Annotated in this window: 19 protein-coding genes; 5 read left to right on the forward strand and 14 right to left on the reverse strand. The window is 70.8% G+C overall.

Translation table 11 applies throughout. The features are described from left to right. The first annotated feature begins 124 nt into the window (after positions 1-124). From rpsD to LHA35_RS12860, 4 genes are all read left to right on the forward strand, one after another. Positions 125-742, forward strand: coding sequence for a 30S ribosomal protein S4 (gene rpsD / locus LHA35_RS12845; protein WP_226608671.1), 618 nt, complete (start codon positions 125-127; stop codon positions 740-742). A 745-nt stretch (positions 743-1,487) separates the two neighbouring features. Continuing rightward, positions 1,488-2,054: a recombinase family protein gene (locus LHA35_RS12850; RefSeq protein WP_226608672.1), complete on the forward strand. Its 567-nt coding sequence runs from the start codon at positions 1,488-1,490 to the stop codon at positions 2,052-2,054. 395 nt (positions 2,055-2,449) lie between these two features. After that, entirely contained in the window at positions 2,450-3,181 is a 732-nt protein-coding gene (locus LHA35_RS12855; protein WP_226608673.1) for a ParB N-terminal domain-containing protein, read from the forward strand. Between the two features lie 443 nt (positions 3,182-3,624). After that, positions 3,625-4,002, forward strand: a complete 378-nt coding sequence (locus LHA35_RS12860) for a hypothetical protein (protein ID WP_226608674.1) — start codon at positions 3,625-3,627, stop codon at positions 4,000-4,002. A 706-nt stretch (positions 4,003-4,708) separates the two neighbouring features. Here the strand turns inward: LHA35_RS12860 and LHA35_RS28960 are convergent. The 5 genes from LHA35_RS28960 to purL form a co-directional block, all read right to left on the reverse strand. Beyond that, positions 4,709-6,136, reverse strand: a complete 1,428-nt coding sequence (locus tag LHA35_RS28960; RefSeq protein ID WP_226608675.1) for a DUF6538 domain-containing protein — start codon at positions 6,134-6,136, stop codon at positions 4,709-4,711. 300 nt (positions 6,137-6,436) lie between these two features. Beyond that, the gene (locus tag LHA35_RS12870) at positions 6,437-7,411 is read right to left on the reverse strand and encodes a glycosyltransferase family 2 protein (RefSeq protein WP_226608676.1); all 975 of its coding nucleotides are present in this window, start codon (positions 7,409-7,411) and stop codon (positions 6,437-6,439) included. A gap of 357 nt (positions 7,412-7,768) precedes the next feature. After that, positions 7,769-8,107: a Grx4 family monothiol glutaredoxin gene (grxD, locus tag LHA35_RS12875; RefSeq protein ID WP_226608677.1), complete on the reverse strand. Its 339-nt coding sequence runs from the start codon at positions 8,105-8,107 to the stop codon at positions 7,769-7,771. A 72-nt stretch (positions 8,108-8,179) separates the two neighbouring features. Continuing rightward, complete coding sequence (locus LHA35_RS12880) at positions 8,180-8,413, reverse strand: BolA family protein (protein ID WP_226608678.1); 234 nt, start codon at positions 8,411-8,413, stop codon at positions 8,180-8,182. Between the two features lie 23 nt (positions 8,414-8,436). Continuing rightward, the gene (purL, locus tag LHA35_RS12885; protein WP_226608721.1) at positions 8,437-10,656 is read right to left on the reverse strand and encodes a phosphoribosylformylglycinamidine synthase subunit PurL; all 2,220 of its coding nucleotides are present in this window, start codon (positions 10,654-10,656) and stop codon (positions 8,437-8,439) included. A 103-nt stretch (positions 10,657-10,759) separates the two neighbouring features. Here purL and LHA35_RS12890 point away from each other — a divergent pair, with 103 nt between their 5' ends. After that, positions 10,760-12,532 carry an LCCL domain-containing protein gene (locus tag LHA35_RS12890; protein WP_226608679.1) on the forward strand — a complete coding sequence of 591 codons (1,773 nt, stop codon included), beginning with the start codon at positions 10,760-10,762 and terminating at the stop codon, positions 12,530-12,532. A 16-nt stretch (positions 12,533-12,548) separates the two neighbouring features. On the opposite strand, the gene purQ is transcribed toward LHA35_RS12890, so the two are convergent. The 9 genes from purQ to purB all read right to left on the reverse strand — a co-directional run bounded on the left by purQ (position 12,549) and on the right by purB (position 18,145). Continuing rightward, positions 12,549-13,250 carry a phosphoribosylformylglycinamidine synthase subunit PurQ gene (gene purQ / locus LHA35_RS12895; protein WP_226608680.1) on the reverse strand — a complete coding sequence of 234 codons (702 nt, stop codon included), beginning with the start codon at positions 13,248-13,250 and terminating at the stop codon, positions 12,549-12,551. Positions 13,251-13,257: 7 nt separating this feature from the next. Further along, positions 13,258-13,491 carry a hypothetical protein gene (locus LHA35_RS12900; RefSeq protein WP_226608681.1) on the reverse strand — a complete coding sequence of 78 codons (234 nt, stop codon included), beginning with the start codon at positions 13,489-13,491 and terminating at the stop codon, positions 13,258-13,260. 51 nt (positions 13,492-13,542) lie between these two features. Then, entirely contained in the window at positions 13,543-13,782 is a 240-nt protein-coding gene (gene purS, locus LHA35_RS12905; RefSeq protein WP_226608682.1) for a phosphoribosylformylglycinamidine synthase subunit PurS, read from the reverse strand. Continuing rightward, entirely contained in the window at positions 13,779-13,964 is a 186-nt protein-coding gene (locus LHA35_RS12910; protein ID WP_226608683.1) for a hypothetical protein, read from the reverse strand. Before LHA35_RS12910 ends, purS begins: the two co-directional genes overlap by 4 nt. Before the next feature lie 41 nt (positions 13,965-14,005). Beyond that, complete coding sequence (gene purC, locus LHA35_RS12915) at positions 14,006-14,770, reverse strand: phosphoribosylaminoimidazolesuccinocarboxamide synthase (protein ID WP_226608684.1); 765 nt, start codon at positions 14,768-14,770, stop codon at positions 14,006-14,008. 207 nt (positions 14,771-14,977) lie between these two features. Further along, complete coding sequence (locus tag LHA35_RS12920) at positions 14,978-15,535, reverse strand: anti-virulence regulator CigR family protein (protein ID WP_226608685.1); 558 nt, start codon at positions 15,533-15,535, stop codon at positions 14,978-14,980. After that, complete coding sequence (locus LHA35_RS12925) at positions 15,532-16,278, reverse strand: NRDE family protein (protein ID WP_226608686.1); 747 nt, start codon at positions 16,276-16,278, stop codon at positions 15,532-15,534. Before LHA35_RS12925 ends, LHA35_RS12920 begins: the two co-directional genes overlap by 4 nt. Positions 16,279-16,420: 142 nt before the next feature. After that, entirely contained in the window at positions 16,421-16,720 is a 300-nt protein-coding gene (locus LHA35_RS12930) for a hypothetical protein (protein WP_226608687.1), read from the reverse strand. An 87-nt stretch (positions 16,721-16,807) separates the two neighbouring features. Next, positions 16,808-18,145 (reverse strand): adenylosuccinate lyase, encoded by a 1,338-nt coding sequence (gene purB, locus LHA35_RS12935; RefSeq protein ID WP_226608688.1) that lies wholly within the window; start codon positions 18,143-18,145, stop codon positions 16,808-16,810. Between the last annotated feature and the right edge of the window lie 75 nt (positions 18,146-18,220).

An 18,220-nucleotide genomic window follows, 5' to 3' on the forward strand; every position in this document is an offset into this window, starting at 1 on the left:
TGGACGCGCCCCAAGGCGACTTGGTTCGGCGCGCGCCCGCCCTGGCCCATGCGGGGCCCGGGCCTACCGGGACAACATAGCGAAGAAGGGCCGCTTCCCGATTGGGGGCGGACAGACAGGCCGCATGACCAAGCGCGCTGAATCCAAGTACAAGATCAACCGCCGCCTCGGCGTCAACCTCTGGGGCCGCGCCAAGTCTCCGATCAACAAGCGCGAGACGATCCCCGGCCAGCATGGCGCCCGCCGCAAGCAGAAGCCGACCGACTTCGGCGTGCAGCTGATGGCGAAGCAGAAGCTGAAGGGCTACTACGGCAACATCGGCGAGAAGCAGTTCCGCAAGTATTACGATGAGGCCGTGCGCCGCAAGGGCGACACCTCCGAGAACCTGATCGAGCTGCTGGAGCGCCGTCTGGACGCCGTCATCTACCGGATGAAGCTGGCGCTGACCCCCTTCGCGGCGCGGCAGTTCGTGAACCACGGCCATGTGCTGGTGAACGGCAAGCGGCTCAACATCCCCTCCTATCAGGTCAAGGACACCGACCTGATCGAGGTGAAGGAGAAGTCGAAGCAGCTCACCTCCGTGCTCGATGCCGTCCAGAACGGCGAGCGCGACGTGCCGGAGTATATCGAGGTGGACCACCGCGCCATGCGCGGCCGCTTCCTGCGCGCGCCGAAGCTCTCCGACGTGCCCTACCCGGTGCAGATGGAGCCGAACCTGGTCGTCGAGTTCTACTCGCGCTAAATTAACCGTCGCGTTCTGGAATATCCTTTTAAATCAAGGGTTTGCGGGATGGAGGGCGAAAGCTCTCCACCTCACGCTCCACCTCACGGTGTCCACCTCACACCGTTCCGAGCCACTTGGGCGCACCCTTCCTCATCCGGTCGACGCGCTATTGGGCTCGGTTGGCGTTCCGCCTTCCTCCTCATCGATCCAGCCGCACGCCTGTGGAGGAGGGGCCTGAACTTCCGGCGCATACTTCTGAGCGCCCACCCCGTCATGCCCGCGTCCGATTTACCCCCCGTGCCCCCCGGTCATCGCACCACAGTCCGGGCAGGGGATGAGGGTTGTTGGGCGTAGCCCGCCATGCCTGCCCCCATCGCCTCCGCTGCGATCCTGATCCGCTCTCGTTCTTTCGCCTCCCGGTGCCGCTCTCCGATGCAACGGAGGACCGCGATGCCTGTGGCCAACCCCGAGCCCCACACCAGGAAGTCCCCCGCCGCTGCGGCCCACCACAGGGCGTTCTCGGCACGCTGCCCGATCAAACTCACTTCCGACCTCCGCTACTGGGGGTGGAATGATGCCCCGTATCCTTGAGTGATGTCTCGCTTGCGACCCATCTCACACGGGCATGCCCTATTGGGACGTCTCAGACCCGTGCCTTCGGCGTCTCACACGAATGGGGTTGACGCATTGGGACGGTATGTGCCCCAATGTCTCAGACCCGTGTGGGACATTCTCGCCGGGAGAGGACGTTGGGAGCATAGGCATGATCGTTGGCTATGCGCGGACCTCCACCGTGGAACAGGAAGCGGGCCTGGAGGCGCAGGAGCGCGACCTTCGCGCCCTCGGGTGCAAAAAGGTATTCGCGGAACGTGTGTCGTCCGTGGCGAAGCGGGCGCAGCTTGAGGCCGCCCTGGAGTTCGTCCGTGAGGGCGACACGTTGGCCGTGACCAAACTGGACCGGCTGGCCCGCAGCGTGGGCGACCTCCTCGGCATCGTCTCTCGCCTGGAAGGCCGAGGCGTGGCGCTCCGGGTGCTGTCCATGGGCGGCACGGAGTTGGACACGCGGACGCCTACGGGGAAGCTCATGCTGACCATGCTCGGTGCCGTGGCCGAGTTCGAGCGGGGCTTGATGCTGGAGCGCCAACGGGAGGGCATCGCCAAGGCGAAGGCCGATGGGAAGTATCGGGGACGGGTGCCCACCGCACAGCGACAGGCGGAGGAAGTGCGGCGGATGAAGGCCGATGGGGCGCGGCCAGCGGAGATCGCCAAGCGTCTCGGGATCGGCCGGGCCAGCGTCTATCGCATCCTCGGCTCAGAGCCGGGGGCGTAGGTGCAGTCGGCTGCACCTATGAGCCGACCGATTGGCCTGTCCCTCCCCATGTAGAGGCGGCATCCCCACCGCAGCGTCGGTTGTGTCCGCCCACTCTAGTAGAATACGGGCGCACGTCTCCGACCACATATTCCCTGTCGGGTTAGTAGAGCACGGCACCCGCGAGCGGGCGGGCACACAGGCCATGCCCAATCCTTTCACAGCTACCGCAGCCCTCGGCAACGCACCCCCGGATGCGAACGGGGAGACGCACCCACGGGGCTGACCACGCAGCAACACCCAATACACCCTCGAAAGCGAGCCCAATGACCACAACCGCAGAGAACGACAGATGCCCACCCCCAGGCAGCCCATCGGCGCGACCCTCGGGGACCACAGAACTGAGCGAAGGCGCCGTGAGGACGCTCCCCATCCGCGACATATCCCGTGATCCGGCCTTCCAAGTCCGGGAACGCCTCGATCCTGCGACGGTCGAGCGGTATGCCCGCGTCCTCTCCAACGGCCTGAACATGCCGCCCGTGTCGGTCGCATTGGTCCGGGGCGTGCCGGTGTTGGTGGACGGATGGCACCGGATCACGGCCCATGAGCGGTGCGGCATCCGAGAGGTGCCAGCCGTTGTCGTCGCCACCGATGCGAACCCCAGCGAAGTCCTATGGATTGCCGCCGAGGCGAACCTCAAGCACGGCCTCAGGCTCAAACCGAAGGAGGTGCGCGTGGCATTCCGCGCCTTCATCCGCGCGAGGAAGCACATCATCCCCAAGGGCAGAGGGGGCCGGGAGGCTCTGAGGCTCATGCCATACCGCGAGATCGCCCAGGCGCTCGGCGGGACCGTCAGCCACGGCACGGTGTTCAACTGGATGCGGCAGGATTTCCCGAAGATAGCCGCCCGGTACGGCGCACAGGATACCCCATGGGACGCCTCGGGGGCCGCCGGCAGATTGACCACGGATGACCCGGAGGAGGCCCACTTGCGAGCCGCTATGGCAGCCGTGGACAGCATCCGGGCGGCAACCCGTGGGGTGAAGGATGCCGAACGCAGGGGCGAGGTGATCGGCGCCGTTGAGGCGATGCTGGCCGAGATGCGGTCGGGCGGGGAGTGGCGCCTACCGGAGCCCCTTGAGTTCTGACCAAGGGATTTCTCCTGAAAGATCAATGGGTTGAACCATGGTCTGTTCAATCTTGACAGCCCTAGGTGACAAGACCGAGGTTTCGGGGCAGCAAGAGCCCGCTTAACTATCTGATTTGAAAAGATTTTCCTGGCCGCCGACATTGGTGCGGCCGAACCGCTCCACTTCAACGCAGCGGTAGGCAGGACAGCGCGACCAACGCGCCGCAGTCCGCCGATCAATAGTCCTTCCAACTCACCGCGCAGAGCGTCCCCGCCGTGGTCCTGACCAGGACCGCGAGGGATGCCGCGCGTCCGCAGCAGCAGCACACAGGAACAACGATGAACACAGATGCAACCCCCGGCAGCGCCGTGGGGAACGAGACGACATGGGCGCAGGACCACCGTAGCTTCGGCACCGCCTCCGCCAGCCGCGAGCGCCCCCTGAGGCATTCCAGGCAAGAGGTGAAGTTCAGCACAGCCCACGATGGCGGGGAGATCGCCACCCTCCGCGACCAGGACGGGCGAACCATAGTCGTTGATGCGGCCGACTACCGCCGCCTCCTCGCCCTCGGCTTCACGGGCCGCTGGTTCACTAACGAGGTTACGACAGGCTACCGCTACGTCCGGGTCAGCCGTGATCCGAGAGAGACGGGAGGACAGGCCCTTTTCACCGTCTCCCGGCTGATCCTCGGCGCCGGTGAGCGGCAGAGCGTCAGGCACCGCGACGGCAACCGGCTGAACCTCCGCCGCCGCAACCTTGCGCTGCGTGGCGGCAAGGGCGGGGCAGGGGCACAGGCCGCACTCCAGAAGGCGCAGGAGGGCCGGGCCGATGCCCGCTGACGCTCCGGTGCTGCGCCTTATCGTCAGCCGCGTGGAGGCTCGGGAACGCGGCCTCACCCGTTTCTTCACCGGCCAGCCTTGCAAGCGCGGACACGTCGCCGAGCGCAGGGTGAAAGACTGGACGTGCATGGAATGCCATCGAGAGGAGCAAGCGCAGCGCCGTGCGACGCCGGAAGGAAGGGCGGCGGAGCGCGAGAGATGGCGACGATGGCGCGAGGCAAACCTTGAGGCAGACCGAGAGGCGGACCGCGAAAGGGGGCACCGCAGCAGTTCCAGGCGCCGCGCTGCGGACCCCCGAGCCTGCCCCGCGTGGGCCGATGAGGTAGCCATCGCGCGGGTCTAAGCGGAGGCCCGCCGGCTCACGAGGGAGACGGGCACTCGGCATGAGGTTGACCACATCGTCCCGCTCGTCAGCGATGTCGTTTGCGGCCCCCATGTCGCCGCGAACCTGCGGATCGTCACGGCGCGGGAGAACGCTGTGAAGGGGAACCGCCTCATCCCGGAGTTGCTGAACAACAGGCCCACAGCGCGAGAGGTGGCGTAAAGGCCCGGCACCCCCAAGGATGCCCCGTGGCGGCCCGTGGAGCGCCCTGGAGGCCGTTATCGTGCTTCCCCCTTTGCCCCCCCTTGCCCTGTGCGCTCGCCTCCTCCAGCGCCATCCGTAGAGGCCACATGAGGTATGTGCCAACTGCCGCCTTCCCGGCCATCACGCGGCCTCGGCGGAAGCCTGTGCGGGCAGCAGCTTCGGAAGGCGCACCGCCTCGACGCACGCCCGAAGCGTCTCCAGCGTGTCGCCCGCGAAGTAGACCCCGAGCGTCACGTCCCGCTTGTCCTGCTTGTGCCCGACGATCTGCCTGACGACACGCTCGGGCTGGCCGGCGCGAATGGCTTCGGTGATGAACCACCGCCGCCAACTGTGGAAGGTGACGCTGGATCGGCGCTGCCCCTCGGCCCGCTCATGCACGCCCACGGTAACGCGGTAGCGGTTGAAGCGGGCATTGATTGTCGGGGAACGGCGCCCGTAGCGGTCAGGCTCGCCAAGCTCATGCAGCAGCCAAGCCGAGCCGTCCTTCCCCTTGCAGCGGCGCTCCACCAACTCGGCAAGGTCGGGGTGGATCGGCACCTTCCGAACCGCCGCCGCCGTCTTGGTCCCCGGCACATCGAAGATGCCACCAGCGCAGCGGGAGACGGTGAGGAGGCAGGCTTCCTCAATCCGCATCCCTGACAAGGCCGAGAGCCGCATGAGGTCCAGCATCGCTTGATCCTGGGTGCCCGCCAGCAGCGCCCGGATTTCGTCATCCGTGAAGGGCCGCGCCGTCTCGTCCTCGCCCGGTGCCGCATCGCGCGGCTTGTTCGGGGCCTGCCTTGGCCACGGGTTTGCCCCGTCCGGGACGACACCCCGCGCCGCCATCCACTGCCAATAGGAGGAGAGGGCGGAAGCGATGTCCCGGATGCGCTTGCCGCTCTTGTCCTCGGCGTGGAGGTGGGAGACGTAGCGGCCGGCGATGGCGCGGGTGATGCCGTGGATGATGGGGGCGATACCCTCTTTCGTCAGCCATTCCCCGAACGCCTGGACGATGCCTCGGAACTCCATCTGCGTCCGCGCCTTCCGCACTCGACCCCTCCGGCCCGGCTCGGCAAGCCACCGCTCCATGTGCTGCTCCAACAGGACCGCACGGCCCCGCGCGATGTCAGCGAAGGCGCGGGCACGCTGCGTTCCCTCGGCTCGGGCGATCTCCTCCGCCCGGTCCCCGATGATGTCGTCCAGGCGCGACCGCGCCGCCTCAAGCGGGGACTGCACCTCCGGTTCGCCATCCGCCCCCGGGATGGTGTGGACGCCCACATGCCACCCTTCCATGCGGCCCGCCTGAAGCGCCTCGGTTTGTTCCTGCAACGCCAGCGCCTCGGCCGTCACAGGGTCCGTTGCGGGGCGCTTCCGCCGGGCCGCGTCAATGCGGGCGTGAAGCTCCAGGAGCACCTTCGGTAGTCGGGCCTGGGCAACGTGCTTGTCCCGCGTCCCCAGCGTCTTGACCAAGCGGACACGTCCCACCGCCTCTCGCAGATCGGAGGGCACATCAACGGCAGCGTAGAAGCCTTGCCGCCGCTGGACGATGTAGCCGGGAACCCTCGCCACCTCACACCCCACCTCACGTTCTCCACCTCACGATGGCTACGGAGTGCTTGAATATCAAGGATTTCCTGGGGCGGGGGCTGCCGTGCGTCGAGTTCTACTCGCGCTGACCCTCGGTTCCCGACGGAGCATATGGAACGCCAGGCCCGCAGGGGCCTGGCGTTTTGCTTTTCCCGGGCCGGGTCTGGGGCGGATCGCGGAGGGGCGTGAACGCCCCGCAGCGTGAATCCGCCCTACGGACAATCGGCTGCAGGGGCCGCCTGACCCCCGGCAGGGGGCGCGAGGGGACGGCGTCCCCCGGCATCACCCCGGATAGGCCACGAAGGGCCCGTGCAGCGCCCGCGGCAGCATCGGCAGGGCATGCGCCGCCGCCAGCAGCAGCGCCCGCTTCGGCGTCGGCGCCTGCGCGACCGAGGCGCGCAGCTGTTCCAGCCCGGCCGCCCGCTGGCCGTGCCGGATCAGCTCCCGCCCGACGATCCAGGCATTCTCCGCCTCCGCCCGCCGGCGGATCGCGATGAAGCGCGCCGCCCCCAGCCTGGCCTCCAGCGCCGGGTTGCCCCAGATCGCCAGCATGGCCGGCGCGAAGGCCGCGGGGTCCCGCGCCATGCGGTTATAGGCGCTGCCGGCGCGCTCCCGCACGAAGAGCAGCGGGGAGCGGTCCTCGACCGCCGCCCAAGGGCCCTGCAGGGAAAGGCGGATCCAGTATTCCCAATCCTCCCCGTAGCGGAGCCGCGGCAGGAAGGGCCCGGCCTGCTGCACCGCCGCGCGCCGCAGCAGCAACTGGCCGCCATTGGCGAAGAGGTTCTCGACCAGCAGCCGCTCCAGCAGGTCCCCGGCCGGGACCGCGCCGCCCTTGCGGCGGAGCGGCGGGTCGCCCGGCCCGGCCGATTCCGCCATGAAGGCGCAGGCGCCATGCGCGCCCACCGCCTCGGGCGCCGCCGCCAGCGCCGCGACCAGGCGGGAGAGGGCGTCGGGCGCCAGCCAGTCATCGGCATCGAGGAAGAGGATCGCGTCGCCGCGCGCTTCCGCCATCGCCCGGCTGCGGGCGGCGGAGACGCCGGCATTCTCCTGCCGCAACAGGCGGATGCGCGGGTCCTTGCGGGCCGCAACGACGGCGGCGGTCCCGTCGGAGGAGCCGTCATCGACGACGATCATCTCCCAGTCCGGGAAATCCTGCGCCAGCACGCTGTCCACCGCCGCGCCGATGAAGCGGGCGACGTCATAGGCCGGGGTCAGGATGGAGACGGCGGGGGCAGGGGTGGCAAGCTCGCGCGACATGGAACATGCGTGGCACGGGGCGCCCTGGCAAAGGGTTCACAGGGCAGCGAAGACCGGTCAAAAGATGAAGGAGTCCAGTGCCCTGCCGGGCACCCGCCGCGCCCCGCAACCCGTCCGGCCGATCCCGGCCGCCTGCGGGGCGATGGAAGGCCGACCCCCCTCCATGCCCGTACGGCCGCCATGGCCCCTGCCGAAGGGCACGGGCCGACAAAGGGGCGCCTGTGGTGAGCAGGCCCCGAGGCCCGCGTCACGGCCGGCAGCCGGGCTGGCCAGGCTCCTTCGGCGCGCCGTCTCCGGACCGGGCCCCCGGAGGAGTCCCCCGCCCGGGAAAGACGGCCCGCGGGTGTCCTGCCCGTCTCAGCCCTCGGCCGAGACCGGCACGCCCTTCTCCTTCAGCATGCCCTGCAGCTCGCCGGCCTGGAACATCTCCATGATGATGTCGCAGCCACCGACGAACTCGCCCTTCACATAGAGCTGCGGGATGGTCGGCCAGTTGGTGTAGGCCTTGATCCCCTCGCGGATCTCCATGTCCTCCAGGACATTCACGCCCTTGAAGGGCACGCCCAGATGCGAAAGGATCTGCACCACGCGGGCGGAGAAGCCGCATTGCGGGAACACCGGCGTGCCCTTCATGTAGAGCACCACGGGATTCGCCTTGATGTCGGTCTCGATGCGCTCGAACACCGGGTTGGTCATTCTGTTCGTTCCTTCTGCGATCCGCGGCGCCGCGCGGGCGCCGTCAACCCCAACTCCGTCGCGGCCCGGGCCTCAGCCCGGCGCCGAGGTCTGCAGCGCAAGGGCGTGCAACTGCCCGCCCATGCGCCCCTGCAGCGCGGCATAGACGATCTGGTGCTGCTGCACGCGGCTCTTGCCGCGGAAGGCCTCCGAGACGACGGTCGCGGCATAGTGGTCGCCGTCGCCGGCCAGGTCCTCGATGGTGACCTGGGCGTCAGGCAGGGCTGCCTTGATCAGCGCCTCGATCTCCGCCGGCTGCATCGCCATCCCTTCACGCTCCCCCAGCTCGGTTACGCATTCTGCGCCATCAGGGCCGGCAGGGTGCGCTCATGCGCCTCCGCCAGCTTTGCCACGGATATGGCCAGCCCGCCGGGGAGAACCAAGGCCTCCCCGCCACTGCGGCCGATCCGCGCCGCCGGCACCCCGGCCGCCTGCGCGGCGGCCAGCAGCCCGGCGCCATCCGCCACGGCGAGCACATAGCGCCCCTGGTCCTCGCCGAACCACCAGGCATGCGGGGGGAACGCGTCCGGCCCGGCCTGCAGCGTGGCCCCCACCCCGCCGGCCATGGCCATCTCGGCGACCGCCACCAGCAGCCCGCCATCCGAGCAGTCATGGCAGGCAGCAACCAGCCCCTGCCGGATCCAGCCGCGCACCGCATCGCCGTTGCGGCGCTCGGCGGCGAGGTCCACGGGTGGCGGCGCCCCTTCCTCCCGGCCCGCGATCTCCCGCAGCCAGAGCGACTGGCCGAGCCAGCCCTTCGTCTCGCCGATCAGGATCAGGTCGAGGCCGGGCCGCAGCGTCAGGCCGACCGCCTGCGCCACGTCGTCGAGCACGCCGACGCCGCCGATGGCCGGCGTCGGCAGGATGCCGCGCCCCTCCGTCTCGTTGTAGAGCGAGACATTGCCGGAGACGACCGGGAAGTCGAGCGCGGTGCAGGCCGCCGCCATGCCGCGGACGGCGCTGGCGAACTGCCCCATGATCTCCGGCTTCTCGGGATTGCCGAAATTCATGTTGTCCGTGATCGCCAGCGGCAGGCCGCCGGTCGCCGTGATGTTCCGCCAGGCCTCCGCCACCGCCTGCTTGCCGCCTTCCTCGGGGTCGGCGAGGCAGTAGCGCGGGGTGACGTCGGTGGTCATGGCCAGCGCCCGGGCGCCGCCCTGCTCCACGCTCTCCTCGACACGGACGATGGCGGCATCCGCGGCGCCGGGGCGCTTCGCGGTCTGGCCGCCGACCATGCTGTCATACTGGTCCCAGATCCAGCGGCGGGAGCAGAGGTCGAGGCTGCCGACCAGCGTCAGCAGCGCCGCATCGAGCCCCACGGGATCGGCGACCGAGCCGGGCTCGATCACCTTCTGCTTCGGCGTCTCGGCGGTTGGGCGGCGATAGAGCGGCGCCTCGGATTCAAGCGGGGCGAGGGGGATGTCCGCCTCGACCTGGCCCTTGTGCTTGAGGACGATCCGGCCGGTATCGGTCAGGTGGCCGATGACCGCGAAGTCCAGCTCCCACTTGGTGAAGATCGCCTCGGCCTCGGCCTCCCGACCCGGCTTCAGGATCATCAGCATGCGCTCCTGGCTCTCGGAGAGCATCATCTCATAGGCGGTCATGCCCTCCTCGCGCTGGGGGACGTTGTCCAGCGTGAGTTCGATGCCCATGCCGCCCTTGCCCGCCATCTCGACCGAGGAGGAGGTGAGGCCGGCCGCGCCCATGTCCTGGATGGCGACGATGGCATCGGTCGCCATCAGCTCCAGGCAGGCCTCGATCAGCAGCTTCTCGGCGAAGGGGTCGCCGATCTGCACGGTCGGGCGCTTTTCCTCGGAATCCGCGCTGAACTCCGTGCTCGCCATGGTGGCGCCATGGATGCCGTCGCGGCCGGTCTTGGAGCCGACATAGACCACGGGGTTGCCGATGCCGGTCGCGGCCGCGGTGAAGATGCGCCCGACGCGGGCGATGCCGACGGTCATCGCATTGACCAGCGGGTTGCCGTTGTAGCGCGGGTGGAAGTTCACCTCCCCGCCCACGGTCGGGACGCCGACGCAATTGCCGTAGCCGCCGATGCCGCGCACCACGCCGTCGATGATCCGCTTCATCCGCGGCGCATCCGGGCTGCCGAAACGCAGCGCGTTGAGATTGGCGATGGGCCGCGCGCCCATGGTGAAGACATCCCGCAGGATGCCGCCCACGCCCGTCGCCGCGCCGTTGTAGGGCTCGATATAGGACGGGTGGTTGTGGCTCTCCATCTTGAAGACGGCGGCGAGCCCATCCCCGATATCGATCACGCCGGCATTCTCGCCGGGGCCCTGGATCACCCAGGGGGCCTTGGTCGGCAGTTCGTGCAGCCAGACGCGGCTGGATTTGTAGGAGCAGTGCTCCGACCACATGACGGAGAAGATGCCGAGCTCGGTCAGCGAGGGCAGGCGGCCGAGAATGGCCAGGACGCGCTCATACTCGTCCGGCTTCAGGCCGAATTCGCCGGCAAGCTGGCGGGCGCGGTCGGGGGCGAGGAGGTCGATGCTCACGCGGACGGGATTCCCATGGGGCCGAACTGTCGGGGCCTTATAGCACCCGCGGCGGAAATGGCGCGCGCCACGGCGCCGCTTCGGGGGAACGCCTGCCATGCGCCGAGCCGTCCTGTCCCTCCTGCTCCTGCTCGCGCCCGCCCTGCCGGCCCTGGCCCAGGGGAACAGGGTTGGCGAGGGGCCGCCCAAGGCGCCGGCCCCCGCCGCTCAGTGTCCGGACGACATGCGGGCCTATGCCGATACCGATGCGGTGCTCACCTGCGCCTGCCCGGCGGAGCTGACCGGGCGGGGGACGGTCCGGGGGACCGGCACCTACACGGCGGACAGCGCCACCTGCCTGGCGGCGGTGCATGCCGGGATGATCGCCCGCGGCGGGGGCGAGGTGACGGTGGAGATGCTGCCGGGCCAGCCGCGGCATCCCGGCACCACGCGGAACGGCGTCACCTCGGGCAATGCCGGCCCGAGCCAGGCCAGCTTCCGCTTCCAGGGGGTGCCGCAGCAGGCGGCCGCGCCTGCCCCGGTCGGGCCGACGGTGCTCGGCCAATGCCCGGACAACATGGCTGCCTTCACCGATGCCGGGGAGGTGGTGACCTGCACCTGCCCCGCCTCCCTGCTCGGCCAGGGTTCGGTCTGGGGGACCGACATCTACACGGCCGATAGCGGCACCTGCCGCGCCGCCCTGCATGCCGGGATGGTCGGTCGGCAGGGCGGGCCGGTGACGATGGAGATGCTCGACGGCCAGCCGCGCTATGTTGGCACCACCCGGAACGGCGTCACCTCCGCCAATTACGGGTCCTACAAGGCCAGCTTCCGCTTCCAGGGGGAGCCGGTGGCGCGGCCGGCGCAGCCGCAGCCCGCAGCGGCCCCCGCCCAGTGCCCGGACGACATGCTGGCCTATGCCGGCAGCGACGAGGTGCTGGCCTGCACCTGCCCGGCCTCCCTGCTCGGCCGGGGCTCGGTCTGGGGGACCGACATCTACACGGCCGATAGCGGCACCTGCCGCGCCGCCCTGCATGCCGGCATGATCGGCCGGCAGGGCGGGCCGGTGACGGTGGAGATGCTGGAAGGCCAGCCGCGCTATGTCGGCACCACCCGGAACGGCGTCACCTCCGCCAATTACGGCGCCTACCAGGCCAGCTTCCGCTTCCAGGGGGAGCCGCGGCGGCGCCAGGCGGCGGGGCCCGCAGGCCCCGCGCTCTGCCCGGACACCATGCTGGCCTATGCCGACAGCGACGAGGCGCTGTCCTGCCTCTGCCCCGGGGAGGCGACGCTGCGCGGCAGCGTCTGGGGCACCGATATCTACACCGCCGATTCCGGCACCTGCCGGGCCGCGGTGCATGCCGGCGTCATCGGGCTGACGGGCGGCACCGTCTCCCTGCAGATGCTGCCGGGGCAGCCGCGCTATGTCGGGACCACCCGCAACGGCCTCGCCTCCTCGAACTACAATGCCTACCGGGCGAGCTTCCGCTTCGAGGGCGGGCAGCGCGCCAGCGCCCCGGTGCAGGCGCCGGTGGAGGAGAGCCTGCGGCGCACCGGGCAGGTGCAGCTCTACATCACCTTCCGGGTCAACTCGGCCGATCTCGACATCGCCGCGGCGCCGGTGCTGACGGAACTGCGGGATGCGCTGATGGCCGACCCCTCCCTGCGGCTGCGGCTGGTCGGGCATACCGACAGCACGGGCACGCGCGCGGTCAACGCGCCGCTGTCGCAGCGGCGGGCGGAATCGGTGCGGCAATGGCTGGTGGCCAGCGGCATCGCCGCCGGCCGGCTCTCGGCGGAGGGGAGGGGGCCGGACGAGCCGATCGCGGACAATGCGACGGAGGCCGGGCGGTCGCTGAACCGCCGGGTGCAGGCGGCGCGGGCGCCGTAGGGCCGCGCGGCGAAGGCTACGCCGCCTCGGCGAAACTCGCCGCCAGGCTCTCGAACAGCGGCAGCCCATCCGTCCCGTCGATCTGCGGATCGACCTGGTTCTCGGGGTGCGGCATCAGCCCCAGGATGCGCAGGTTGGGCGAGAGGATGCCGGCGATGCTGCGCGCGCTGCCATTGCGGTTCGCGGCTTCCGTCACCTCGCCCGCCGGCGTGCTGTAGCGCAGCGCCACCAGCCCCTCGCCCTCCAGCCGGTCGAGGACCGCCGCCTCGGCGAAGTAGTTGCCGTCGCCATGCGCCATGGTGGAGCGGAAGACCTGGCCCTGCCGGAAGCGGTGGGTGAAGGGCGTGTCCGCCCGCTCCACCCGCATGTGGCAGTCCATGGACAGGAAGCGCAGGGTCGCGTTGCGCAGCAGCGCGCCGGGCAGCAGCCCTGCCTCGGTCAGCATCTGGAAGCCGTTGCAGACGCCGAGCACATGCCCGCCCTTCGCGGCGAATTCCCGGACCGCCCGCATGATCGGGCTCTGCGCCGCCATGGCGCCGCAGCGGAGATAGTCGCCATAGGAGAAGCCGCCCGGCAGCACCACCAGGTCGGTGCCCGCGGGCAGTTCCGTGTCGCGGTGCCAGAGCATGGCGGGCTTGCGGCCCGTCACCCGCTGCAGCGCCAAAGCCATGTCGCGCTCGCGGTTCGTGCCCGGGAAGAGGACGAGTCCTGCACGCATCACACCATCACCCCTGCCATACCCGCAGCCAGTGCAGGCCGCCGAGCACCAGAATTGTCGTCAGCGCGGCGAGCGTCGCCGCGGTCAGCCAGCGGTTCAGTTTCTTCTTCTGCGCCGCGACCCAGCCGCCGCGCGGCGCCGGCGCGGCGCGCAGCGCCGCCACCCGGTCCTCCCGCCAGCGGAGCCCGATGCTGATCAGCACCGTCAGCACCGCCATGATGACGAGGGAGACCTTGATCACCGGCGGGCTGCCCGCAGGCTGCGGCGGCGCGCTGTCTGCGCGGCGGTCAAGTCAGGCGACCTCGACCCGGAAGCTCTCGATCACCGTATTGGCCAGCAGCTTGCGCGCCATCTCCTCGGCCGCCTGCTTCGCGCGGGCGGCATCGGTCTCGGCGATGTCCAGCTCGATCACCTTGCCCGCGCGCACCTCGCCGATGCCCTCGAAGCCGAGGCCCGCCAGGGCATGGCCGATCGCCTTGCCCTGCGGGTCCAGCACGCCCGCCTTCGGCATCACCGTCACCAGAACCTTCATGTCACGTCACCACCGAGCAGCCGGCGCCCGTACCGGCCATAGAGGTAGCAGCCGAAGCTGCCGAGAACCGCGAAGAGCAGTGCCAGCGAGGTATCGGGAAACACCCCGAGCACCGCCAGGATGGCGTAGAAGCCGATGACGGCGCAGAGCACCACCGCCGCCTCGATGATCCGTCCCAGCATGCCGTCGCCCCTGTCCCGCCCCTGGCCCGCCCCTGGCCGCGCTACTGCATGATCTCGGGACCCTTGAGGTCCCGCACCCCCGCCTCCGGCAGGATGCCAAGGCGGCGGGCCACTTCCTGATAGCCTTCCTCGACCTTGCCGAGGTCGCGGCGGAAGCGGTCCTTGTCCATCTTCTCGCCGGTCTTGCTGTCCCACAGCCGGCAATTGTCGGGGCTGACCTCATCGGCGAGGACGATCCGCATCTCCTCGTTCTCGTAGAGCCGCCCGAACTCCACCTTGAAGTCCACCAGCGTGATGCCGACGCCGAGCAGCAGGCCCGAGAGGAAGTCGTTGATGCGCAGCGTCAGCGCGACGATGTCGTCGAGATCCTGCGTCGAGGCCCAGCCGAAGGCGGTGATGTGCTCTTCGCACACCATCGGGTTGTTCAGCGAGGAATTCTTGTAATAGTACTCGATGATCGAGCGCGGCAGGCGCGTGCCTTCCTGGATGCCGAGCCGCGTGGAGAGGCTGCCGGCGGCGACGTTGCGCACCACCACCTCCAGCGGGATGATCTCCACCTCGCGGATCAGTTGCTCGCGCATGTTCAGCCGGCGGATGAAATGCGTCGGCACGCCGATATCCATCAGCCGCATCATCAGGTATTCGCTGATGCGGTTGTTGAGCACGCCCTTGCCGGTGATCGTGCCCTTCTTCTGGGAATTGAACGCCGTGGCGTCGTCCTTGAAGTACTGCACCAGGGTCCCGGGCTCCGGTCCCTCGAACAGGATCTTGGCCTTGCCCTCATAGAGCTGACGGCGTCGCGCCATGGTCTGACTGGTCCTTCCTCTGGCCGCGCGCCCCGTGCCCGGCGCATGGCGCCCCGGCGGGCCGGGCGCGCCGGCGCGGTGGGTATAGCAAGGGGGGCGCCCCACCGCCACGGGCGGGGGAGGGGTAGGCAGCCCTGCGCCGGACGCAGGCTTGCGCGGGGAGCCCTGCCCCCTGCCGGGGGGGGGGGGCGCCGGGCCGGCGCCGCCCTACCGCGCCAGGGCCCCGATCAGCAGGCTCGCCACGATCCCGGTCGCGGCCGCCACCAGCACCAGGTCGGGGCCGACCGCGACATAGTGGTAGCCCGGGAAATAGGGGAGGGTCGCCGCCAGGCCGGGCGGCAGGGCCTGCCGGGCGATGCCGGGCGGCAGCGGCTTGCCCTGCGCCAGCCGCCTCTGCTGGCCCGGCGGCAGGCCGGGCGCGCGCCAGTCCGGATTGGCCACCAGCCAGCCCCGCACCTGCTCCCGATCGACCGGGCGGAGGCTGGGCCCGTCGCCGCGGCCGGGCCGGTCGCGGTCCGGCGCGCCGGCAGGGCCGCGCAGGGACGCCTCGCGACCGCGCTGGTGCCCGGGACCGCGGCCGGCGCCCTGGCCGGCACCCGGTCCGCCCTGCCTGGCCGCCTTGCCGCCTGGAGCGCCCCCTGGGCCGCCGCCCTGGCCGCCACCGGGGCCGCGATCCTTGCCGCCCTTCCCCTGTCCCTGCGCCAGGGCGACACCCGGCGCAAGCAGCCATGCCAGGCCTGCCAGGACCTGCCGGCGATCCGTCATGCGTGCATCTTCCCCAGGGCCACGGGCCGGAACGGCGCCGCGCCGGCCGGTCCCTGCGCGAAATTCCACCGCAAGTTGCCGTCCGCCGCAAGGCCCAGCAGGCTGGCGCAGACCGTCCCGAAGCCGTTCTGCGGCGGCACGCGCAGCGCATCGGCCCGGCCGGCTGCCTGGCTGTCATCCGCCAGCAGCGCCTCCCACCCCGCCCAGTCCTCCCGGCCGGGATCGGGCGCGGCGGCGGCCTGGAAGCGCGGGAGGTGGCGGGCGGTGCGGGGGCTGGTCAGGTCGTTCGGGTCATGCGCCGTGACCATGGCCAGCCCCGGCGGCAGCGGCACCGGCTCCGGCCGCCCGGCACCCAGGCCGCGCAGGAAGATGCCGCCGGTGCGGTCGGCGACGACCATGTTGAAGGGGCGCCAATCGGCCGCCGGCAGGGCGGCGACGAGCGCCGCGGCCTCCGCCGCCGTCGCGGCCGCGAGGGCCAGCAGCGGCAGCTCGCCGCGGCTGCGCTTGCCCGGCGCGGGGCCGAGGCTGCCCGGGCGGTTCAGCACCGCCGCCACCACGCCGGCGCGGTTCGCCGCCATCCAGGTACCGCTGCTCAGCCGGTCCCGCCCGCCGGTGATGCCCGGCCGGTCCGGCCACCAGGCGCCGGGCGGGTCCCAGGGGCGGTCGAGCATCTCGTCCCGGTTGGCGGCCATCAGCACCGGCCAGGCATGGCCCGGCCGGTGCAGCAGGATCACGGTGCACATGGAGGGAGCCCCGGGACGTCAGGGAAGGACGCTGCCTGCAAGGCCGCCCCGGGACGGCACCCGCCGCCGGCCGGGGGCAGGGCGCGCCGGGGGCGGCCGGCAGGGCGCCGGCCCCGTCCCGGCCGCCCGGGACGCGCGCCGGCTAGCGGATATAGATCCCGAAGCCCGGCGGCGGCGGTGGCGGGGGCGCCCAGTAGCGCGGCGGCGGCGGGAAATAGGCCGGCGGCGGGCCGTAATAGGCCGGCGGCGGCCGGTAGAAATGCGGCGGCGGCGGCCGGTAGTAGTGTGGCGGCGGCGGCCGGTAGTAATGCGGCGGCGGGGGCGGGGCGTAGTAGCCCCGGCCCTTGCCGTACCAGCCGCCATGCGCCTCGGCACCGGCCGGCGCCAGGAACAGGCCGGCCAGGCTGGCGGCGGCGAGAAGCAGCAGTCTCAGGCGGCGCATCGCACCCAACCTCCTCATCGCTGCCCGATATAGGCAGGCGGTGAGGCGGAAAGGCGGCGGCAGGGCGGCCCGGCCGGGGCAGCGCCATCACGCCGCGGCGAAGACCCGGGCGAAGATCGTGTCCACATGCCGGAAGTCCCGCTGCGGGTCCATTGCCGCGGCCAGCGCCGCCGCATCCAGCCGCCCGGCGACGGCGGGGTTCTCCAGCAGGTTCCCGGCGAAGCTCTTCGCGTCCGGCTTGCCGAGCCGCGTCCAGGTCGCCATCGCCGCCGACTGCACCGCGGCATAGGAGTCCTCTCGCGACAGCCCGGCCTGGGTCAGCGCCAGCAGCACCTTCTGGGAGTGCACGACACCGCCCAGGCTCTCCAGGTTCTCCTGCATCCGCTCGGGATAGACGGTCAGCTTCTCCATCATGCCCGTGGCGCGGGCGAGGGCGAAGTCGAGGCCGATGCAGGCATCCGGCCCGATCACCCGCTCCACCGAGGAATGGCTGATGTCCCGCTCATGCCAGAGCGCGACGTTCTCGAGCGCCGGGACCACATGGCTGCGCACCAGCCGGGCGAGGCCGGTCAGGTTCTCGCTCAGCACCGGGTTCCGCTTGTGCGGCATGGCGGAGGAACCCTTCTGTCCCGCGTGGAAGAACTCCTCCGCCTCGCGCACCTCGCTCCGCTGCAGGTGCCGCACCTCGGTCGCCAGCCGCTCGATGGAGGAGGCGACGACCGCGAGCGCGGCGAAGAAGGCGGCATGCCGGTCGCGCGGGATCACCTGGGTGGAGACCGGCTCGACCGCGAGGCCGAGTTTCTCGGCCACATAGGTCTCGACGCGCGGGTCCACGCTGGCGAAGGTACCGACCGGGCCGCTGATGGCGCAGGTGGCGACCTCCGCCCTTGCCGCGACCAGCCGGGCGCGGTTGCGCGTGAATTCGGCGTAATGTCCCGCGAGCTTCAGGCCGAAGGTGGTGGGTTCGGCATGGATGCCGTGGCTGCGGCCGATGGTGGGCGTGTATTTGTGTTCCTCAGCGCGCGCGCGCAGCGCCGCCAGCAGCGCATCCACATCCGCGATCAGCAGGTCGGCCGCGCGCGTCATCTGCACCGCGAGCGCGGTGTCGAGGACATCGGAACTGGTCATGCCCTGGTGCATGAAGCGCGCCTCGGGGCCGATGCCCTCGCCCATCCAGGTGAGGAAGGCGATGACATCGTGGCGCGTGACGCGCTCGATGGCGTCGATCGCCTCCACCTCGGCCGACCCGATGGAGGCGGCGCGCGGCGCGCCCTTCTCCCGGATCACCCGCGCCGCCTCGGCCGGGATGGTGCCGATCTGCGCCATGGCCTCGGCCGCCAGCGCCTCGATCTCGAACCAGATCCGGAAGCGCTCCTCGGGGGACCAGATCGCGGCCATCTGCGGGCGGGTGTAGCGGGGGACCATCCGGGGGCCTCGGTTCAGCAGGGGTGGGGCGGAAATGCCGCGCGGATGTGCCCCGGCGTGAGGCGACATGGCAAG

The sequence above is a fragment of the Roseicella aerolata genome (assembly GCF_020523605.1).
In the GTDB taxonomy this organism is placed as follows: domain Bacteria; phylum Pseudomonadota; class Alphaproteobacteria; order Acetobacterales; family Acetobacteraceae; genus Paracraurococcus; species Paracraurococcus aerolatus.

Bases quoted from the DNA above. Each gene is read 5' to 3' on its own strand.
- rpsD (WP_226608671.1), top strand. From the start codon at position 125: ATGACCAAGCGCGCTGAATCCAAGTACAAGATCAACCGCCGCCTCGGC.
- LHA35_RS12890 (WP_226608679.1), top strand. From the start codon at position 10,760: ATGCGCCGAGCCGTCCTGTCCCTCCTGCTCCTGCTCGCGCCCGCCCTG.
- LHA35_RS12930 (WP_226608687.1), bottom strand. From the start codon at position 16,720: ATGCGCCGCCTGAGACTGCTGCTTCTCGCCGCCGCCAGCCTGGCCGGC.
- purS (WP_226608682.1), bottom strand. From the start codon at position 13,782: ATGAAGGTTCTGGTGACGGTGATGCCGAAGGCGGGCGTGCTGGACCCG.
- LHA35_RS12850 (WP_226608672.1), top strand. From the start codon at position 1,488: ATGATCGTTGGCTATGCGCGGACCTCCACCGTGGAACAGGAAGCGGGC.
- LHA35_RS12880 (WP_226608678.1), bottom strand. From the start codon at position 8,413: ATGGCGATGCAGCCGGCGGAGATCGAGGCGCTGATCAAGGCAGCCCTG.
- LHA35_RS12920 (WP_226608685.1), bottom strand. From the start codon at position 15,535: ATGACGGATCGCCGGCAGGTCCTGGCAGGCCTGGCATGGCTGCTTGCG.
- purC (WP_226608684.1), bottom strand. From the start codon at position 14,770: ATGGCGCGACGCCGTCAGCTCTATGAGGGCAAGGCCAAGATCCTGTTC.
- LHA35_RS12910 (WP_226608683.1), bottom strand. From the start codon at position 13,964: ATGCTGGGACGGATCATCGAGGCGGCGGTGGTGCTCTGCGCCGTCATC.
- purQ (WP_226608680.1), bottom strand. From the start codon at position 13,250: ATGCGTGCAGGACTCGTCCTCTTCCCGGGCACGAACCGCGAGCGCGAC.
- grxD (WP_226608677.1), bottom strand. From the start codon at position 8,107: ATGACCAACCCGGTGTTCGAGCGCATCGAGACCGACATCAAGGCGAAT.
- purB (WP_226608688.1), bottom strand. From the start codon at position 18,145: ATGGTCCCCCGCTACACCCGCCCGCAGATGGCCGCGATCTGGTCCCCC.
- LHA35_RS12870 (WP_226608676.1), bottom strand. From the start codon at position 7,411: ATGTCGCGCGAGCTTGCCACCCCTGCCCCCGCCGTCTCCATCCTGACC.
- LHA35_RS12925 (WP_226608686.1), bottom strand. From the start codon at position 16,278: ATGTGCACCGTGATCCTGCTGCACCGGCCGGGCCATGCCTGGCCGGTG.